General features: G+C 72.4%; 14 protein-coding genes and 1 pseudogene. 11 read left to right on the top strand and 4 right to left on the bottom strand.

Annotated elements, in window-relative coordinates:
• Positions 1–226: 226 nt before the first annotated feature.
• Positions 227–1,012 (bottom strand): amino acid ABC transporter ATP-binding protein, encoded by a 786-nt coding sequence (locus ACGFRB_RS29975; RefSeq protein ID WP_363012213.1) that lies wholly within the window; start codon positions 1,010–1,012, stop codon positions 227–229.
• Positions 1,013–1,417: 405 nt separating this feature from the next.
• Between ACGFRB_RS29975 and ACGFRB_RS29970 the strand changes: the two genes are divergently transcribed.
• On the top strand, positions 1,418–2,122 hold the full coding sequence (locus tag ACGFRB_RS29970) for a response regulator transcription factor (RefSeq protein WP_363012212.1): 705 nt from the start codon (positions 1,418–1,420) through the stop codon (positions 2,120–2,122).
• Between the two features lie 21 nt (positions 2,123–2,143).
• The gene (locus ACGFRB_RS29965; RefSeq protein WP_363012211.1) at positions 2,144–3,577 is read left to right on the top strand and encodes a HAMP domain-containing sensor histidine kinase; all 1,434 of its coding nucleotides are present in this window, start codon (positions 2,144–2,146) and stop codon (positions 3,575–3,577) included.
• A gap of 121 nt (positions 3,578–3,698) precedes the next feature.
• Here ACGFRB_RS29965 and ACGFRB_RS29960 read toward each other — a convergent pair whose 3' ends face one another.
• On the bottom strand, positions 3,699–4,697 hold the full coding sequence (locus ACGFRB_RS29960; RefSeq protein WP_393247499.1) for a TAXI family TRAP transporter solute-binding subunit: 999 nt from the start codon (positions 4,695–4,697) through the stop codon (positions 3,699–3,701).
• Between the two features lie 415 nt (positions 4,698–5,112).
• On the opposite strand from ACGFRB_RS29960, the gene miaB reads away from it, so the two are divergent.
• The 3 genes and pseudogenes from miaB to ACGFRB_RS29945 form a co-directional block, all read left to right on the top strand.
• Positions 5,113–6,633, top strand: a complete 1,521-nt coding sequence (miaB, locus tag ACGFRB_RS29955) for a tRNA (N6-isopentenyl adenosine(37)-C2)-methylthiotransferase MiaB (protein ID WP_361236703.1) — start codon at positions 5,113–5,115, stop codon at positions 6,631–6,633.
• 50 nt (positions 6,634–6,683) lie between these two features.
• Positions 6,684–6,989, top strand: a complete 306-nt coding sequence (locus ACGFRB_RS29950) for a hypothetical protein (RefSeq protein WP_393247497.1) — start codon at positions 6,684–6,686, stop codon at positions 6,987–6,989.
• A gap of 26 nt (positions 6,990–7,015) precedes the next feature.
• Positions 7,016–7,720 (top strand): annotated as a pseudogene (locus ACGFRB_RS29945) (class III extradiol dioxygenase subunit B-like domain-containing protein); the annotation flags it as partial.
• A gap of 240 nt (positions 7,721–7,960) precedes the next feature.
• Here ACGFRB_RS29945 and ACGFRB_RS29940 read toward each other — a convergent pair.
• A complete protein-coding gene (locus ACGFRB_RS29940) occupies positions 7,961–8,230 on the bottom strand; it encodes an antitoxin (protein WP_363009689.1) in 270 nt (89 codons plus the stop codon).
• Between the two features lie 75 nt (positions 8,231–8,305).
• Positions 8,306–8,833, bottom strand: coding sequence for a hypothetical protein (locus ACGFRB_RS29935; RefSeq protein ID WP_393247495.1), 528 nt, complete (start codon positions 8,831–8,833; stop codon positions 8,306–8,308).
• 163 nt (positions 8,834–8,996) lie between these two features.
• On the opposite strand from ACGFRB_RS29935, the gene miaA reads away from it, so the two are divergent.
• From miaA to hflX, 6 genes are all read left to right on the top strand, one after another.
• Positions 8,997–9,935, top strand: a complete 939-nt coding sequence (gene miaA, locus ACGFRB_RS29930) for a tRNA (adenosine(37)-N6)-dimethylallyltransferase MiaA (RefSeq protein WP_363009685.1) — start codon at positions 8,997–8,999, stop codon at positions 9,933–9,935.
• 107 nt (positions 9,936–10,042) lie between these two features.
• Entirely contained in the window at positions 10,043–10,507 is a 465-nt protein-coding gene (locus ACGFRB_RS29925; protein WP_361237856.1) for a hypothetical protein, read from the top strand.
• Between the two features lie 110 nt (positions 10,508–10,617).
• On the top strand, positions 10,618–11,496 hold the full coding sequence (gene dapF / locus ACGFRB_RS29920) for a diaminopimelate epimerase (protein WP_393247493.1): 879 nt from the start codon (positions 10,618–10,620) through the stop codon (positions 11,494–11,496).
• Between the two features lie 254 nt (positions 11,497–11,750).
• Positions 11,751–13,778: an HD domain-containing protein gene (locus ACGFRB_RS29915; RefSeq protein ID WP_393247491.1), complete on the top strand. Its 2,028-nt coding sequence runs from the start codon at positions 11,751–11,753 to the stop codon at positions 13,776–13,778.
• Between the two features lie 338 nt (positions 13,779–14,116).
• Complete coding sequence (locus ACGFRB_RS29910; RefSeq protein ID WP_393247489.1) at positions 14,117–15,832, top strand: M1 family metallopeptidase; 1,716 nt, start codon at positions 14,117–14,119, stop codon at positions 15,830–15,832.
• A gap of 129 nt (positions 15,833–15,961) precedes the next feature.
• Positions 15,962–17,455, top strand: coding sequence for a GTPase HflX (hflX, locus tag ACGFRB_RS29905; RefSeq protein WP_363009677.1), 1,494 nt, complete (start codon positions 15,962–15,964; stop codon positions 17,453–17,455).
• Positions 17,456–17,467 lie beyond the last annotated feature (12 nt).

Here is a 17,467-nt window from a genome sequence, read left to right as displayed (position 1 = left end):
TACGGCGGCGGAGAGTTTTCCGCTGCCGGAGGCGGCGCCGAAGTGCCGGTACGCCGGTTGCGCCGAGCGTGTCGGTGACGCCGGCGAGCCGGGGCTTCGATGCCCCGGGTGCGTCGTTGCACCGGTATGTCGGTACTCCGGGGCGTCGGCCGCGCGGGCGCGTCGCGGCGCCGGTTCGGCTCGTCGCCGTACCGCCGGTGCGGCGGCACGGCACGGGGCCGGGGACTCAGTGGTGCAGGATCTTCGACAGGAAGTCCTTGGCGCGGTCGCTGCGCGGGTTGCTGAAGAATTCCTCGGGGGAGGCCTGCTCGATGATCCGGCCGTCGGCCATGAACACCACGCGGTTGGCGGCGGAGCGGGCGAAGCCCATCTCGTGCGTGACGACGACCATCGTCATGCCCTCGCGCGCCAGCTGCTGCATGACCTCCAGTACCTCGTTGATCATCTCCGGGTCGAGGGCCGAGGTCGGCTCGTCGAACAGGATGACCTTCGGGCCCATGGCCAGCGCGCGGGCGATGGCCACGCGCTGCTGCTGACCACCGGAGAGCTGCGCCGGGTACTTGTCCGCGTGGGCGGCGAGCCCGACCCGGTCGAGCAGCGCGCGCGCCTTGGTCTCGGCTTCCTTCTTGTCGGTCTTGCGGACCTTTATCTGCCCCAGCATCACGTTCTCGAGCACGGTCTTGTGCGCGAAGAGGTTGAACGACTGGAAGACCATGCCGACGTCCGACCGCAGTCGCGCCAGCTCCCGGCCCTCCTGGGGCAGGGGCTTCCCGTCGATGGTGATACTGCCGGAGTCGATGGTCTCCAGGCGGTTGATCGTGCGGCACAGCGTGGACTTGCCGGACCCGGACGGACCGATGACCACCACGACCTCGCCGCGGTGAATCGTCAGGTCGATGTCCTGGAGCACGTGCAGCGCGCCGAAGTGCTTGTTCACGTCGGAGAGCACGACCAGCTCGTCCGCGGTCGGCACGGCGTCCCTCGCACCCTTGGTCACTGACACATTGCTCATCGGCTTATCGCTCCGTCCTGCTCGGTTGGGGAGGACATTAGAGAGCAGATGGGAGCGGAGTCATCACATCTGAGCGAAGTTTGAGGATAACGATCCGGTCGCAAACGGGCACTCTGTGTGAAGAGGATGTGCTGTGGCGTACCGGCTGCATAACGGAAACAACGGAAAAACAGGGGAAGGCTTGACGGAGACCGCCACCATCGGCGTTCATGCCTTGGTAGACAGATGTCCATCGCGCGCCGCGAGTATTCACCCGCCGGACGCCGCGTGGCATCCGCGGGGCGGCCGGGCATATGCCGGGCTGCCCATGGATTCGGCCGGGCATATGCCCGACGTCACCGCCCAGTACCGCACGCCACCCCAGGAGCGTGCACCCGAGCGACCCCGAGGCACGAAGGAGGGCCCATGAGACTGCTGCTCGTCGAGGACGACGACCATGTCGCCGCCGCGCTCTCCGCGATCCTCGCCCGGCACGGCTTCTCCGTCACCCACGCCCGCAACGGCGAGGAGGCGCTCCAGGCCGTGCTGCCCGCCGCGCACGGCGAGCGCCCCTCATACGGGGTGATCCTGCTCGACCTCGGCCTGCCCGACCAGGACGGTTACCAGGTCTGCGGACGGATCCGGAAGCTCACCAGCACCCCCGTGATCATGGTGACCGCGCGCTCGGACGTACGGTCCCGGATCCACGGCCTGAACCTGGGCGCCGACGACTACGTGGTCAAGCCGTACGACACCGGCGAACTGCTGGCCCGGATCCACGCCGTCAGCCGGCGCAGCACCACCGGCGAGGAGGCCGGGACGGGCGCCGACGAGGGCGTGCTGCGCCTTGGCAACGTCACCGTCGAGCTGCCCACCCGCCGGGTCAGCGTCGGCGGCGACACCGTCCCGCTCACCCGCAAGGAGTTCGACCTGCTGGCGCTGCTCGCCCAGCGGCCCGGCGTGGTCTTCCGCCGCGAGCAGATCATCAGCGAGGTCTGGCGCACCAACTGGGAGGGCACCGGCCGCACGCTGGAGGTCCATGTCGCCTCCCTGCGCTCGAAGCTGCGCCTGCCCGCCCTGATCGAGACCGTGCGGGGCGTCGGCTACCGCCTGGTCGCGCCCGCCGCGTAACCACCCTGACCCGGACCGCCCGTGCGCACCCGACTCCTGCCCCTGCTGATCGTCCTGATGGCCGGTGTGCTGCTCGCCCTCGGCTTCCCGCTGGCCGCCGGGAACGCCGCCGCCGAGCAGCAGCGGGTGGTCGTCGACCGGCTCGACGACGCCGCCCGCTTCGCCGCGCTCGCCCAGTTCGTCAGCGAGCGCCGCTTCGGCCCCGACGAGCGGCGCACCACCCTGAGCGGCGAACTCGCCAGCTACCACGACGTGTACGGCATCCGGGCCGGCATCTTCTACCGCGACAACCGCTCCATGGCCGCCGCGCCCGAGGACTGGGTCGTCCCCTATGACGGGGAAGGCCGGCGCGCCTTCAACGAGGCCCTGCTCGGCCGCCGCAGCCACGACCCGCCGCAGGTCTGGCCCTGGCAGAGCGACGCGCGGCTGATCATCGCCTCCCCGGTGGTCCGGGACGGCGACGTCGTCGCCGTCGTCGTCACCGACTCGCCCACCGGCGAACTGCGTTCGCGTGTCCTGCACGGCTGGCTGCTGATCTTCGTCGGCGAGGTCGCGGCCATGCTGCTCGCGGTCGGCGCCGCCTTCCGGCTCACCGGATGGGTGCTGCGCCCGGTGCGGATCCTCGACGCCGCCACCCACGACATCGCGACCGGCCGGATGAAGTCCCGGGTCGCCGCCGCCGGCGGCCCGCCCGAACTGCGGCGGCTCGCCCGCTCCTTCAACGAGATGGCCGACAACGTCGAGGAAGTCCTCGAACAGCAGCGGGCATTCGTCGCCGACGCCTCGCACCAGCTGCGCAACCCGCTCTCCGCGCTGCTGCTGCGCATCGAGCTGCTCGCGCTCGAACTTCCCGAGGACAACGAGGAGATCGCTTCCGTCCGCACCGAGGGAAAGCGGCTCGCCCGGGTGCTCGACGACCTGCTCGACCTGGCCCTCGCCGAGCACACCGCCGCCGATCTGCGGCTCACCGACATCGGCGCGCTCACCGCCGAACGGGTCGCTTCCTGGCGTCCGGTCGCCGAGGACAAGGGCGTACGGATCGAGGCCGATCTCGCGGCCCTGGCCGCCTGGGCGGACCCGGTGGCGCTCTCCAGCGCGCTCGACGCGGTGATCGACAACGCGCTGAAGTTCACCCCGGAGGGCGAGGACGTCACCGTCGTCACCCGGCTCGCGCAGGACGGCCGGACCGTCGAGATCGAGATCGCCGACCACGGGCCCGGTCTCACGGAGGAGGAGCTGGAGCGGGTCGGCGACCGCTTCTGGCGCTCCGGCCGGCACCAGAACATCAGCGGTTCCGGGCTCGGTCTGTCCATCGCGCGGGTGCTGCTCGCGGCGGGCGAGGGCACGATCGCGTACGCTCCGCACACGCCGCACGGTCTGAAGGTCACCGTCCGCGTCCCGAGGGAGGATCCGCGCGGCGAGCTTCCCGGGGGAGTGGACGGGGAGCGGGAGTAGTCCGGGGCCGGGGGCTCAGGGACTTTCGTGGGTGCCGGGCTCAGGGGCGCCGGACTGTGGAGCTTCCGGGCTCGCGGGCTTCCGGGCTCTGAGGGCTTCAAGCCCTGAAGCCTTCAGGGATTCAGGGCTTCACGGAGCGGTAGTAGCGCCGCGCGCCCTCGTGCAGTGGCAGCGGCTCGGTGTAGATCGCGGTCCGCAGGTCCACCAGCTGGGCCGGGTGGACCTGGCTGCCGATCCCGTCCCGGCTGCCGATCACCGTGCGGGTGAAGCCCTCCACCAGGTCGGGGTCGGCCGCGTCGGTGGTCACGAGGATGTTCGCCACGGCCAGGGTCTCCACCGGGTTGCCGTTCTGGGCGAGCGCGTAGGCGTCGCCGGGGATTACCGCCGTGCGGTAGAAGCGGGTGGACTCGCCCACGTCGTGCAGGCTCCGTGCCAGGGCCGCGTCCAGCGGCACCAGCCGTACCGGAAGCCGCTCGGACAGTGCCTGGACGGCCTGGGTGGGCAGCCCGCCCGACCAGAAGAACGCGTCGATCTCGCGGCGCTCCAGCAGGCTCGGCATCGTGTCGATGCCGGCCGGCACGGGTGTGATGCTCACATCCGGGGTGAGCCCGGCCGCCGCGAGGACCCGGTCGGCGATCAGCCGCACCCCCGATCCCGACTGGCCGACGCCGACGCGCAGCCCGCGCAGATCCGCCACCGACTGGACGGGTGAGCCCTTGGGGACGACCAGCTGGATGTAGTCGTCGTACAGCCTGGCGCAGCCGCGCAGTCGTTCGAATCCGGGTTTGCGGTCCCGCTGGTACTGGGCCACGGCGTCCGCCGTCGCCACGGTGAAGTCGGCTTCGCCGGACGCGAGCCGGGCCAGGTTCTGCTGGGACCCCTCGCTGTTCGTCAGGGATATCGAGACATGCGGCAGATCGCGGTCGAGGGCCTGCTGGAGCAGCTCCCCGTACCGCTGGTAGACGCCGGTGGGGACGCCCGTACTGAAGGTGATGTGCCCGCTCGGCGACTTCGAACCGAAAGGAACCAGCCATCCCACCAGCAGTCCGGCCAGCGCCAGAAGCGCCACCGCGAGGGGGAGGACGCGGCGGCGGACAGAACGGGGCAGGGAGGCGAACACCTGGCGATCCTGCCAGCCGGGCCCCGTTTCTGACCAGGGTGGGGCGGAGGGAGGTGAGGGGCGAGGTGGGCGATCGAAGTGGCATATGCCCTGATGAGAAGGGCCGTACGGCCCCGATGTGAGGGTGGCGACATGGCCGGATTTCATCAGCCCGTGATACCGCCCGTCCGCATGGACGGGCTTGTGGGAGGACGGCGGAACGCGGGGGTCCGGCCCCGCCTACGGCCGAGGTGCCGGGGCCGACCTGACGAACCCCGGCTCGGCGGAGGAGCTGCCCGGGTGGGGCCGTACCGGGGTCGCGCCGGGGCCGTACCGGGGCCGCGCCGCGCGGTGTACGCCGGTCCCGCGTACCGGGCCCCGCCCCCGCCCGGCCGCTCCGGACGGGGCAGCGTTCGGCACCGCATACCCTTGTCGCATGACCAGCAGCGACCGGAGCCAGACAGTGGACGTCCAGCGAACCTATGAAGTACGCACCTACGGGTGCCAGATGAACGTCCACGACTCCGAGCGGCTCTCCGGCCTCCTTGAGGACGCCGGCTACGTACGGGCTTCCGAGACCGCCGACGGCGACGCCGACGTCGTGGTCTTCAACACCTGCGCGGTCCGCGAGAACGCCGACAACAAGCTCTACGGCAACCTCGGCCACCTCGCGCCGAAGAAGGCCGCCCGCCCCGGCATGCAGATCGCCGTCGGCGGCTGCCTCGCCCAGAAGGACCGCGACACCATCGTCAAGCGGGCCCCCTGGGTCGACGTGGTCTTCGGCACCCACAACATCGGCAAGCTGCCGGTCCTGCTGGAGCGCGCCCGCGTCCAGGAGGAGGCGCAGGTCGAGATCGCGGAGTCGCTGGAGGCGTTCCCGTCGACGCTGCCGACCCGCCGCGAGTCCGCGTACGCCGCCTGGGTGTCGATCTCCGTCGGCTGCAACAACACCTGCACCTTCTGTATCGTCCCGGCGCTGCGCGGCAAGGAGAAGGACCGCCGTCCCGGCGACATCCTCGCCGAGATCGAGGCCCTGGTCGGCGAGGGCGTCTCCGAGATCACCCTGCTCGGCCAGAACGTCAACGCGTACGGCTCCGACATGGGCGACCGCGAGGCCTTCAGCAAGCTGCTGCGCGCCTGTGGCGACATCGAGGGCCTGGAGCGGGTCCGCTTCACCTCCCCGCACCCGCGCGACTTCACCGACGACGTCATCGCCGCCATGGCCGAGACGCCGAACGTCATGCCGCAGCTGCACATGCCGCTCCAGTCCGGCTCGGACACCGTCCTGAAGGCGATGCGCCGCTCGTACCGCCAGGACCGCTTCCTCGGGATCATCGAGAAGGTGCGCGCCGCGATCCCGCACGCCGCCATCTCCACCGACATCATCGTGGGCTTCCCCGGCGAGACCGAGGAGGACTTCGAGCAGACCATGCACGTGGTGCGCGAGGCCCGCTTCGCGAGCGCGTTCACGTTCCAGTACTCCAAGCGCCCCGGCACCCCGGCCGCCACCATGGAGGACCAGATCCCCAAGGAGGTCGTGCAGGCCCGCTACGAGCGCCTGGTCGCCCTCCAGGAGGAGATCTCCTGGGACGAGAACAAGAAGCAGGTCGGCCGCACCCTCGACGTCATGGTCGCCGAGGGAGAGGGCCGCAAGGACGGCGAGACGCACCGCCTTTCGGGCCGCGCCCCCGACAACCGGCTCGTCCACTTCACCAAGCCCGACGAGGACGTGCGCCCCGGCGACGTCGTGACCGTCGAGATCACCTACGCCGCCCCGCACCACCTCCTCGCCGAGGGCCCGGTCGCCGCCGTGCGCCGTACCCGCGCGGGCGACGCCTGGGAGAAGCGCACCGCCGCGCCCGAGCCGAAGCCGGCCGGGGTGCTGCTGGGACTGCCGAAGATCGGCGTCCCTGAGCCGCTGCCGGTGGCGGACGCGCCGGCTTGCGGGAGTCACTGACGCACGCGTACACACGGCGTACACCACTCACTCATCAGCGGGGGGACCGCATGGGGCACTGGCTCATCGTGGCGAGGTACGACAATGGCGCCGACTCCTACAGGACCGATCTCGTCGCGGAAGTGACCGGCGACCGGGAGCAGGCCGAGGAGGCACTGCGCCGGGCCGCTCTCGCCTACCGTGCGCCGATGCGGGAGAAGCGGCGTCAGGTGTATCGGATGGGCGAGAGCGACAGCTATCTCGTCCGGGTGAAGGGGAGGGTGTCCGCTACAGAGACCGTCCTCAGCCTGGCCGAGCTGGTGTACGACTCGGCCGAGCCGGACGGAACGCCAAAGGACCGGCACCCGGCCTGGTAGCGCCCTGGCGCAGTAGGCTGCGGATCATGCTTGTCGCCGCCGCCGTCTGTCCCTGCCCCCCGCTCCTCGTGCCCGCCGTCGCGGCCGGTGCCGCGTCGGAGCTCGCCGACGCGCGTACGGCCTGTTCCGACGCGCTCGGGGTGCTCGCCGCCGCCCGCCCCGACCGGCTCGTGGTCGTCGGCCCCGCCGCCGAGGGGGCGCGGGGCGGCTTCCCGGGCGGTTCGGCGGGCTCGTTCGCCGCGTTCGGAGTCGATCTGGCCGTACGGCTCGGCAGTGGGTCCGGGGGCGAGCGCCCGCTGCCCGCCTCGCTCTCCGTCGCCGCCTGGTTGCTCGGCCACACCAACTGGTCCGGCGCCCCGGTGGAGGGGCTCGGCGTCGCGGAGTCGGCACAGGCCGCCCCGTGCGCGGAGACCGGACGGGAGATCGCCGGGTCGGCGGAGCGGGTCGCCCTGCTCGTCATGGGCGATGGCAGCGCCTGCCGCACGGTCAAGGCGCCCGGCTACCTGGACGAACGCGCCGAGGCCTTCGACACGGCCGCCGCGCGGGCTCTGGGTACGGCCGACACGGCCGCTCTGCTGGCGCTGGACGCCGGTCTGGCGAGTGAGCTGAAGGCGGCCGGGCGGGCTCCCTGGCAGGTGCTCGCGGGCGCCGCCGAGGGCGCGGACCTCGCGGGGCGGCTGCTGTACGAGGACGCCCCCTACGGGGTCGGGTACGTCGTCGCCACCTGGAGCTGCCCCGTACGAGCCGACCCGTACGAGCCGACCCGTACGAGCCGAGCCGTACGAGCCGAGCCGTACGGGGCATCCGTACGAGCCGACTTGCGCGAGCTCACCCACGGGAACCGACCCGCGGGTGTCGCCCCGCACGGCGGCGCGCGTCACGCGCGCGTGCCCCCGGGGGAACGCGCGCGTGACAACGGCGGACGGCCGTGGAGCAGCTGCTCCACGGCCGTCCGCCGTCGCGGGGGAAGGTCAGGCCGCCGGTGGCGGGGAGGAAGGCGGCGAGGCCGGGCCGTCACCGGACGGGCCCTCGCCCTTGTGGGCGAGTTTCTCGATGGCCTCCTTGGCCTTGCCGGTGCCGGTCTCGATCTTGTCGCTGTACTTGCCCTTGGTCTTCTCGTCGACCACCTTGGCGGCCTTCTCGAGACCCTGCTCGACCTTGTCGCCGTGTTCCCTGGCCAGGTCGGAGACCTTGTCCTTGGCGGGGCCGAGCTTGGCCTTCAGTGAATCCAGGAGACCCATGGGGTCACCCTCCCTCCGCCGGACCCACGAGGGTCCGTCACGTTCCGTGCCGCTGTGTGCGGTGCCGGTCCGGGGCTACTTGCGGGCGCCCTCGCCGGCCTCGCTGTCCACGGCCTGCTCCACCGACTGCTGCCGGGGGATCTCGACGGCCTCCTGCTCGGCCGCGCCGTCGGCGCGCGCCGCGGGCGCCGACGCCTCCGGCTCGGCCTTCGCCTCCGGTCCGGCCGGTCCGGCGTCCTCGGCCGCTTCGGCGGCCTCGGCAGGTTCCGCCTGCAGGGCTTCCGAGGTTTCCGCGGCCTCGGTGGCCTGGAGAACCTTGTCGGCATCCACGGCTTCGGCTTCGGCTGCCGCTTCCGCGTCGGCTTCCGCCTTCACTTCCGCCCCGGCCGTCCTATGGTCCGCGTCAGCCTGCCCGGCGAGGTCGGCCGTCCCGGCCGATCCGGTCGGCTCGGCCTGCTGAGCGGCGGATTCGGTAACAGCCTTCGCATCGGTGGTCCCGGCCGCATCGGTGGTCCCGGCCGCATCGGCCGTTCCGGCTGTCTCAGCCGTCGCGGCCGTCTCCTTCGCCTCCTCCGTCACAGGCGCCGTTCCGGCGACCTCCATCGGGTTCGAGTTCTTCCTGCTCCTCCGACGAAACAGTGAGAAAACGCCCATATCTGCTCCTAGCGTACTCAGGTGTGGAATTCCGCAACAGGAAACGAAGCCGGATGAGGGTCGTCACGTAGCTCGTTCGGGGACGCGGCCCCGGGTTTGCGAGACTGGGGTGGTGAGAAGTGCAGCTCCCGCCCCGCGGGTCATCGCCATCGTCGGTCCCACTGCGGCCGGAAAGTCCGATCTGGGCGTTTTTCTCGCCCAGCAGCTGGGCGGTGAGGTCGTCAACGCCGACTCCATGCAGCTCTACCGGGGGATGGACATCGGCACCGCCAAACTGACGGTGGAGGAGCGCGGCGGCGTGCCGCATCACCTCCTCGACATCTGGGACGTGACCGAGGCCGCCAGCGTCGCGGAGTACCAGCGGCTGGCCCGTGCCGAGATCGACCGGCTGCTCGCCGAGGGCCGCACCCCGGTCCTGGTCGGCGGCTCCGGGCTGTACGTACGGGGAGCCATCGACGCCCTGGAGTTCCCCGGCACCGACCCCGGGATCCGGGCCCGGCTGGAGGCCGAGCTGGAGGAGCGCGGCTCCGGCGCGCTGCACGCGCGGCTGGCCGCCGCCGACCCGGAGGCCGCGGCCGCGATCCTGCCCGGCAACGGTCGCCGTATCGTCCGAGCCCTGGAGGTCATCGAGATCACCGGCAAGCCGTTCACGGCCAACCTCCCGGGCCACGAGTCCGTCTACGACACCGTCCAGATCGGCGTCGACGTCGCCCGCCCCGAGCTCGACGAGCGCATCGCCACGCGCGTGGACCGCATGTGGGAGGCCGGACTCGTCGACGAGGTCCGCACTCTGGAGGCGCACGGGCTGCGCGAGGGGCGCACGGCTTCGCGCGCGCTCGGCTACCAGCAGGTGCTCGCGGCGCTCGCGGGGGAGTGCACGCAGGACGAAGCGCGCGCGGAGACCGTACGCGCCACCAAACGCTTCGCGCGCCGTCAGGATTCGTGGTTCCGGCGCGACCCGCGCGTCCATTGGCTCAGTGGGGCGGCAGTCGATCGCGGGGAACTCCCGGGACAGGCGCTGGCGTTGGTCGAACGAGCGGTTACAGCCTGATCACGTGATGGCATCGGGACGCCATGCCCGTCATTCCAGAGGGTCGGAGCGTGCCATCATCGAGCATCGATCGACCAAGTGGAGTCCGAGTGGGAGGGCGCGTGGCGATGGAGGCCGGCCCTCGTGACACGGAGCAGCAGGCCGCCGTCCGGGGACAAGTACCCGGTGAGGCGCCCGGACTGACGCCGGACGGCCCCGACGAGGCCGTGGGCAGCGCCGTCGAGGTCGACGCCGCGGAGGTCGAGGTGGAACTGCGCCCGCAGCGCCGCCTACGGATCTGGCAGCTCGCCCCGATCGTCGCGCTCGCCGCCGTCGGTTCCCTGATGTTCGCCTTCCCGCTCGCCTTCGGGTCGGGGGACGGTGGCGCCGTCGTCGCCATGCTCGGGCTGCTGATCAGCTCCTGCGCGGCCGGCTGGGGCATGATGGCCGCCCGCCGCGTCGGCCACACCTGGCCGGGCCTGCCCGCCCGGGGCTCCGGCGAACGCCCTGACTGGCGCGTCCTCGCCCTGTACGTCCTGCTGAGCACCGTCCTGGTCGTCCTCGCGGTCTGGCGCGTCGCCCGGCTGCGCTGACGGCCGAGGGCATCCCCAGGCCCGGGAGGCTCCGCGCGGGGGCTTCCGGGGCACGTCGACCGGGCCGCCGCGCTCCGCCGGCCCGGCCTCGTACCCGTACAGTTGATCCCGTGACCAGCGCGCAGACCTCGCCCCTCGGCTTCCTCAAGGGACACGGAACCGAGAACGACTTCGTGATCGTCCCCGACGCCGCCAACACCATCGACCTGCCCCCCGCCCTCGTCGCCCGGCTGTGCGACCGGCGGGCCGGGATCGGCGGCGACGGCGTGCTGCACGTCGTGCGCAGCGCCGCGCACGCCGAGGCGCGGCACATGGCCGGCGAGGCCGAGTGGTTCATGGACTACCGCAACGCGGACGGCTCCGTCGCCGAGATGTGCGGCAACGGCGTCCGGGTCTTCGCCCGCTATCTGGAACACGCCGGGCACGTCACGGCCGGTGAGGTCGCCGTCGCCACCCGGGGCGGCGTCAAGCGCGTCCATCTCGACAAGGACGGCTCCGTCACCGTCAGGATGGGCCGGGCCGCGCTCCCCGAGGCCGGGGTCACCGTCACCGTCGACGGCCGCAGCTGGCCCGCCCGCAACGTGAACATGGGCAACCCGCACGCGGTCGCCTTCGTCGACTCCCTCGACCACGCCGGGACTCTGTACGACGAGCCGCCCTACGAGCCGGCCGGCGTCTACCCCGACGGCGTCAACATCGAGTTCGTCGCCGACCGAGGCCCCCGCCATGTCGCCATGCGCGTGCACGAGCGCGGCGCCGCCGAGACCCGCTCCTGCGGTACGGGCGCCTGCGCCGTCGCCGTGGCCGCCGCCCGCCGTGACGGCGTCGACCCGGCCGTGTCCGGTGCCCCCGTCACGTACACCGTCGACGTCCTCGGCGGGACGCTCGTCATCACCGAGCACCCGGACGGCGAGATCGAGATGACGGGACCCGCCGTGATCGTCGGCGAGGGCACCGTCGACCCGGCCTGGCTCGCGGATCACCTCTAGGGGCTGCCCGGCGGTTCTTGGCCGGGTAGGCCCTACGCTTTGAGGGAAGCCGTTCGGTGAGCGGCCCCCAGTGTGTCCACCCGGTCTCCTGGTGAAACCGGATGCCCCGGTTTCATCCCTCGAATGGGTGATCCGGTTCACGCTCGGCGAGAGCGGGACTGCGCCACGTGGTGGGCTCGATAGCATCAAGCACCGGCCCCGCCGGGCACGCTGCCCGGGCCACCTTGCCGGTCGACGCCGCCGGAGGTGCCCCCATGAGTGCAGAGGCCGCTCAACCCCTGAGCGGGACCGGGCCGACCGGTTCCGCCGCTCCCGGCCGCCGCCGCAGCCGCGCGAGAATCGATCTGCGCCGCATCGGCCGCGCGGCCCTGCTCGGGGCCACCGCCGGCCCCGCCCCGCGCGACCGGCTGCCCGACGCCATCCGGCATGTCGCCGAGGCGCACCGGGCCCACCACCCCGACGCCGATCTGTCCGTGCTGCGCCGCGCGTACGTGCTCGCGGAGTCCTCGCACCGCGGCCAGTTCCGCAAGAGCGGCGAGCCGTACATCACCCACCCGCTCGCGGTCACCCTGATCCTCGCCGAACTCGGCGCCGAGACCACGACGCTGACCGCCTCGCTGCTCCACGACACCGTCGAGGACACCGAGGTGACGCTCGATCAGGTGAGAGAGGCGTTCGGCGACGAGGTCACGTATCTCGTCGACGGCGTCACCAAGCTGGAGAAGGTCGACTACGGCGCGGCGGCCGAGCCCGAGACCTTCCGCAAGATGCTCGTCGCCACCGGCGACGACGTCCGTGTCATGTCGATCAAACTCGCCGACCGGCTGCACAACATGCGCACCCTCGGGGTGATGCGCCCCGAGAAACAGGCCCGCACCGCCCGGGTCACCCGGGACGTCCTCATCCCGCTCGCCGAACGCCTCGGCGTCCAGGCGCTCAAGACCGAACTGGAAGACCTGGTCTTCGCGATCCTCCACCCCGAGCAGTACGCGGCCACGCGCGCGCTCATCGCCGCCGACGCCCTCGCCGGGGACACCCTCGGGGCCGTCGCCGACCAGGTCGCCGGTGTCCTGCGCGAGGCCGGAATCGCCGCCGAAGTCCTCGTCCGGCCGCGCCACTTCGTCTCCGTCCACCGCATCCATCTCAAACGCGGCGAACTGCGCGGCAGCGACTTCGGCCGGCTGCTCGTGCTGGTCGCCGAGGACGCGGACTGCTACGCCGTCCTCGGCGAGATGCACACCTGCTTCACCCCGGTGATCTCCGAGTTCAAGGACTTCATCGCCGCCCCCAAGTTCAACCTCTACCAGTCGCTGCACACCGCCATCGCCGCGCCCGACGGAGCCGTCGCCGAAGTCCTCATCCGGACCCACCGGATGCACAAGGTCGCCGAGGCGGGCGTGGTCGCCCTCGGCAACCCGTACGCGCCGGCCCCCGAGGCGCCGGGCGACCCGCTGACGAGCGCCCGGACCGGCGCCGGGGCCGGTGCCGGCCAGGGAGCCGGAATCGGGGCATATGCCGAGGACGGGGAGCGTGCCGACCCGACCCGGCCCGGCTGGCTGTCCCGGCTCCTCGCCTGGCAGCAGTCCGCCCACGACACCGACACCTTCTGGACCGCGCTGCGCGCCGACCTCGCCCAGGATCAGGAGGTCACCGTCTTCCGCACCGACGGCGGCACCCTCGGCTTGCCCGCCGGCGCCACCTGTATCGACGCCGCCTACGCCTGGCACGGCGAGGCGGCCCACTCCTGTGTCGGGGCGCGCGTCAACGGCCGGCTCGCGCCCCTGAGTACCGTGCTCCGCGACGGCGACACCGTCCAGCTCCTGCTCGCCCAGGACGCCGCCTCCGGGCCGTCCCCGCAGTGGCTCGACCACGCGCGCACCCCCGCCGCCCGGATCGCCATCACCGGCTGGCTGCGCGCCCACCCCGAGGCGGCGACGCCCCCGGCGGCCGCGCGTCGGCCGCCGGCCGACGCGGCGAAACGACACGGCGGGCCGGACGCCACCGGTCCCGGGAGTGACACCACCGCGTCCCGGGTCACCCTGTCCGTGGAGTCCTTCGGCAGGCCCGGTCTGCTCGCCGACCTCACCGAGGCCATCGCCGCCGAGGGCGCCACCGTGGCCGCCGCCACCGTCGACCCGCCGGACGAGCAGCGGGTCCGGCACACGTACACGCTGCGTCTGCCGGACGCCGCCGGGCTGCCCGCGCTGATGAAGGCCATGCGGGACGTTCCGGGGGTGTACGACGTGAGCCGGGCGCGGCGCCCGGCCGCCCCCGGACTCTGACCGCGTGGACGGGCCCCGGCAGCGCGCCGGGGCCCGTCCACGCGTGGGGCCGTGACCGTGGCCACGGGGCCGCGCGGGCTGCGGCGCCGCCACGGACGTGGCACAGGCGCGGCGGCGACCCCCGTGGCGGGGATCGTGTGACGCGGTCCCCGTGGACGCGGCCCCCGTGGCGAGGACCGTGCCGGTACGGACCGTGCGGTGGGGGCCGCGTGAGGGGAGACCGGGGGGTGACAGCCCGCCCCGCCCGGCACACCGGGCGCCCCGCGCGCGTGCGCCCTTCGGGTGGCCGGTGTGCGCGCCGCCCGGGGGAGCGGGCCGGGCCCTGGTAGCCGTAACGCATGCCGCACCGCTCCCCGACGCCCCCCACCCGGACGTCCCGCAGCCGCGTTCGCCCCGCACGCGGGCGCGTGGCGCGTTCCGCCGTCCTCGTCGCCCTCGCGGCGGGACTCGTCGCCGCCGCGGCGCCCCCGCCCGTGCCGCTGGGCATCGGCGACCGGCTCTTCCCGTACCTGGGCAACCCCGGCTACGACGTCCTGACGTACGACATCTCCCTCACCTACCCCGGCCGCAACGACCGGCCGCTGGCCGGCGTCACCCGCATCCAGGCCGTGACCACCGAGGAGCTGGAACACCTCAACCTGGACTTCACCCACGGCACCGTCTCCTCCGTGACCGTCGACGGCCGGCGGGCCGACTTCGCGAGCGTCGACGAGGACCTGGTCGTCACCCCGGCCGAACCCCTCCGGCACGGCCAGGTCGTCGACATCGCCGTCACCCACACCAGCGACCCCCGCGGCCCGGCCGATTCCGGTGGCTGGGTCCGAACCTCCGACGGACTCGCCATGGCCAACCAGGCCGACGCGGCCCACCGGGTCTTCCCGTGCAACGACCACCCCTCCGACAAGGCCTTCTTCACTTTCCGGATCACCGCGCCCGACGACCTCACCGTCGTGGCGAACGGCCTGGCCCAGGTCCGTGAGCAGCACGGCGACCGGACGACGTGGACGTACCGCACCGCCCACCCGATGGCCACCGAGCTGGCGCAGGTGTCCATCGGCGACTCCACCGTGCTGCGCCGCGAGGGCCCGCACGGGCTGCCGGTGCGGGACGTCGTGCGCACCGTCGATCAGGAGGTCCTGGAACCCTGGCTGAGCGACACCCCCGGCCATCTGGAGTGGATGGAGCGCAAGGTCGGCCGGTACCCCTTCGAGGACTACGGTCTCGTCGTCGCCGACGCCGAGACCGGCTTCGAGCTGGAGACCCAGACCCTGTCGCTCTTCGAGCGCCGGCTGTTCACCGACCCCGGCTTCCCCGCCTGGTACGTCGAGTCCGTCATGGTCCACGAGCTGTCGCACCAGTGGTTCGGCGACAGCGTCTCGCCTCACGTCTGGTCCGATCTGTGGCTCAACGAGGGCCACGCCACCTGGTACGAGGCGCTGTACGCGCAGGAGAACGGCGGGCCGACCCTGGAGGCGCGGATGAAGGCCTCGTACGCCAAGTCCGATCAGTGGCGCGCGGACGACGGCCCGCCCGCCGAGCCGAAGCCGCCGGAGCCCGGCAAGAAGATCAGCATCTTCCGGCCCGTCGTCTACAACGGTGCCGCCCTCGCGTTGTACGCCCTGCGCACCGAGATCGGCGCCGACGCCTTCGACCGGCTGGAACGCCGCTGGGTCGCCGAACACCGGGACGGCAACGCCTCGACCGCCGACTTCGTGGCACTGGCGAGCGAGGTGGCGGGGCGCGATCTGGGCGACTTCCTCGACGCCTGGCTGTACGGGACGAAGACCCCGCCCATGCCGGGGCACCCCGACTGGCGGTCCGAGGCCCCGCTCCGGGCCGGTACCCGGACCCCGGAGCGGACTCCCGCCCCGGCCCCGGAACAGGCCCCGGCGGATCGGGCGGAGGAGCGGGCGGCGGCCGGCGGGGCCGAGCGCGCGGCACGCTCCGTGAGCCCGGAGGCGGGCGGGGGCGCGGGGGCGCGCGTGGGGGCGGACCCGGGAAAGCGGGCGCTCGCGGGCGCGGTGCGCCCCGAACATCCGGGGAAACCCGGATGACGGGCCGTGCCCGGCCGTGTCACCATCGTGTCGTCGGCGGCGCTGCCGGGCCCAGGGAATTCTTTCCCCGTGTCACGCGTTGTGACTGCCGTAGAAGACTTCGCATCGACCTTCGACGTAAAGGATCCAATGACCTCCTCTTCATCCCCTTCCCAGGACAAGCAGAGCTTCGCGGAGACGAACCGTACCGAGAGCCTTCGGGCCGATGCCCTGATGGAAGAGGACGTCGCCTGGAGCCACGAGATCGACGGAGAGCGGGACGGCGAGCAGTTCGACCGCTCCGAGCGGGCGGCCCTGCGCCGTGTCGCGGGCCTGTCCACCGAACTCGAGGACGTCACCGAGGTCGAGTACCGGCAGCTGCGCCTGGAGCGCGTGGTGCTGGTCGGCGTCTGGACCTCGGGAACCGTCCAGGACGCGGACAACTCCCTCGCGGAGCTCGCGGCCCTCGCCGAGACGGCGGGCGCCCTCGTGCTCGACGGTGTCATCCAGCGCCGTGACAAGCCGGACCCGGCCACGTTCATCGGCTCGGGCAAGGCGAAGGAACTGCGGGACATCGTTCTCGAGACCGGCGCCGACACCGTCGTGTGCGACGGTGAGCTGAGCCCCGGTCAGCTGATCGCCCTCGAAGACGTCGTCAAGGTCAAGGTGGTCGACCGGACCGCCCTGATCCTCGACATCTTCGCCCAGCACGCCAAGTCCCGTGAGGGCAAGGCGCAGGTCGCGCTCGCGCAGATGCAGTACATGCTGCCGCGGCTGCGCGGCTGGGGTCAGTCGCTCTCCCGGCAGATGGGTGGCGGCGGCGGTGGCGGCATGGCCACCCGTGGTCCCGGTGAGACCAAGATCGAGACGGACCGGCGACGGATCCGCGAGAAGATGGCGAAGATGCGCCGTGAGATCGCGGAGATGAAGACCGGCCGTGACGTCAAGCGGCAGGAGCGGCGCCGTAACAAGGTGCCGTCGGTTGCCATCGCCGGATACACCAACGCCGGCAAGTCGTCCCTGCTCAACCGCCTCACGGGCGCGGGCGTGCTGGTGGAGAACGCGCTGTTCGCCACCCTCGACCCGACCGTCCGGCGAGCCGAGACGCCCACCGGCCGCGCCTACACCCTGGCGGACACCGTCGGCTTCGTCCGGCATCTGCCCCACCACCTGGTCGAGGCGTTCCGCTCCACGATGGAGGAGGTCGCCGACGCCGACCTGATCCTGCACGTGGTGGACGGTTCGCACCCGGCCCCGGAGGAGCAGCTCGCGGCCGTACGCGAGGTGTTCCGCGAGGTCGGCGCGGTGAACGTGCCGGAGATCGTCATCGTCAACAAGGCGGACGCGGCCGACCCGCTGGTGCTCCAGCGGCTGCTGCGGACCGAGAAGCACTCCCTCGCCGTCTCCGCCCGCTCGGGCGAGGGCATCGAGGAGCTGCTCGCCCGGATCGACGCCGATCTGCCCCGGCCGCAGGTCGAGATCGAGGTCCTCGTGCCGTACACGCGGGGCGGTCTCGTCTCGCGGGCGCACGTCGAGGGTGAGGTGATCTCCGAGGAGCACACCCCGGACGGCACCCTGCTCAAGGCGCGGGTCCACGAGGAACTGGCGGCCCTGTTCGCACCGTACGTACCCGCCGCGCACTGACCCGCACGGCCG

This window comes from Streptomyces sp. NPDC048718 (assembly GCF_043198875.1).
Classification (GTDB): Bacteria; Actinomycetota; Actinomycetes; order Streptomycetales; family Streptomycetaceae; genus Streptomyces.
The sequence above is the reverse complement of the archived record's forward strand: the minus strand, read 5'-3'. Positions and strand labels throughout refer to the sequence as shown.

Excerpts from the sequence above, each read along its gene's own strand:
- ACGFRB_RS29975 (WP_363012213.1), bottom strand. The coding sequence starts at position 1,012 with ATGAGCAATGTGTCAGTGACCAAGGGTGCGAGGGACGCCGTGCCGACC.
- ACGFRB_RS29970 (WP_363012212.1), top strand. The coding sequence starts at position 1,418 with ATGAGACTGCTGCTCGTCGAGGACGACGACCATGTCGCCGCCGCGCTC.
- miaB (WP_361236703.1), top strand. The coding sequence starts at position 5,113 with ATGACCAGCAGCGACCGGAGCCAGACAGTGGACGTCCAGCGAACCTAT.
- ACGFRB_RS29950 (WP_393247497.1), top strand. The coding sequence starts at position 6,684 with ATGGGGCACTGGCTCATCGTGGCGAGGTACGACAATGGCGCCGACTCC.
- ACGFRB_RS29940 (WP_363009689.1), bottom strand. The coding sequence starts at position 8,230 with ATGGGTCTCCTGGATTCACTGAAGGCCAAGCTCGGCCCCGCCAAGGAC.
- ACGFRB_RS29935 (WP_393247495.1), bottom strand. The coding sequence starts at position 8,833 with ATGGAGGTCGCCGGAACGGCGCCTGTGACGGAGGAGGCGAAGGAGACG.
- ACGFRB_RS29925 (WP_361237856.1), top strand. The coding sequence starts at position 10,043 with ATGGAGGCCGGCCCTCGTGACACGGAGCAGCAGGCCGCCGTCCGGGGA.
- ACGFRB_RS29915 (WP_393247491.1), top strand. The coding sequence starts at position 11,751 with ATGAGTGCAGAGGCCGCTCAACCCCTGAGCGGGACCGGGCCGACCGGT.
- ACGFRB_RS29910 (WP_393247489.1), top strand. The coding sequence starts at position 14,117 with ATGCCGCACCGCTCCCCGACGCCCCCCACCCGGACGTCCCGCAGCCGC.
- hflX (WP_363009677.1), top strand. The coding sequence starts at position 15,962 with ATGACCTCCTCTTCATCCCCTTCCCAGGACAAGCAGAGCTTCGCGGAG.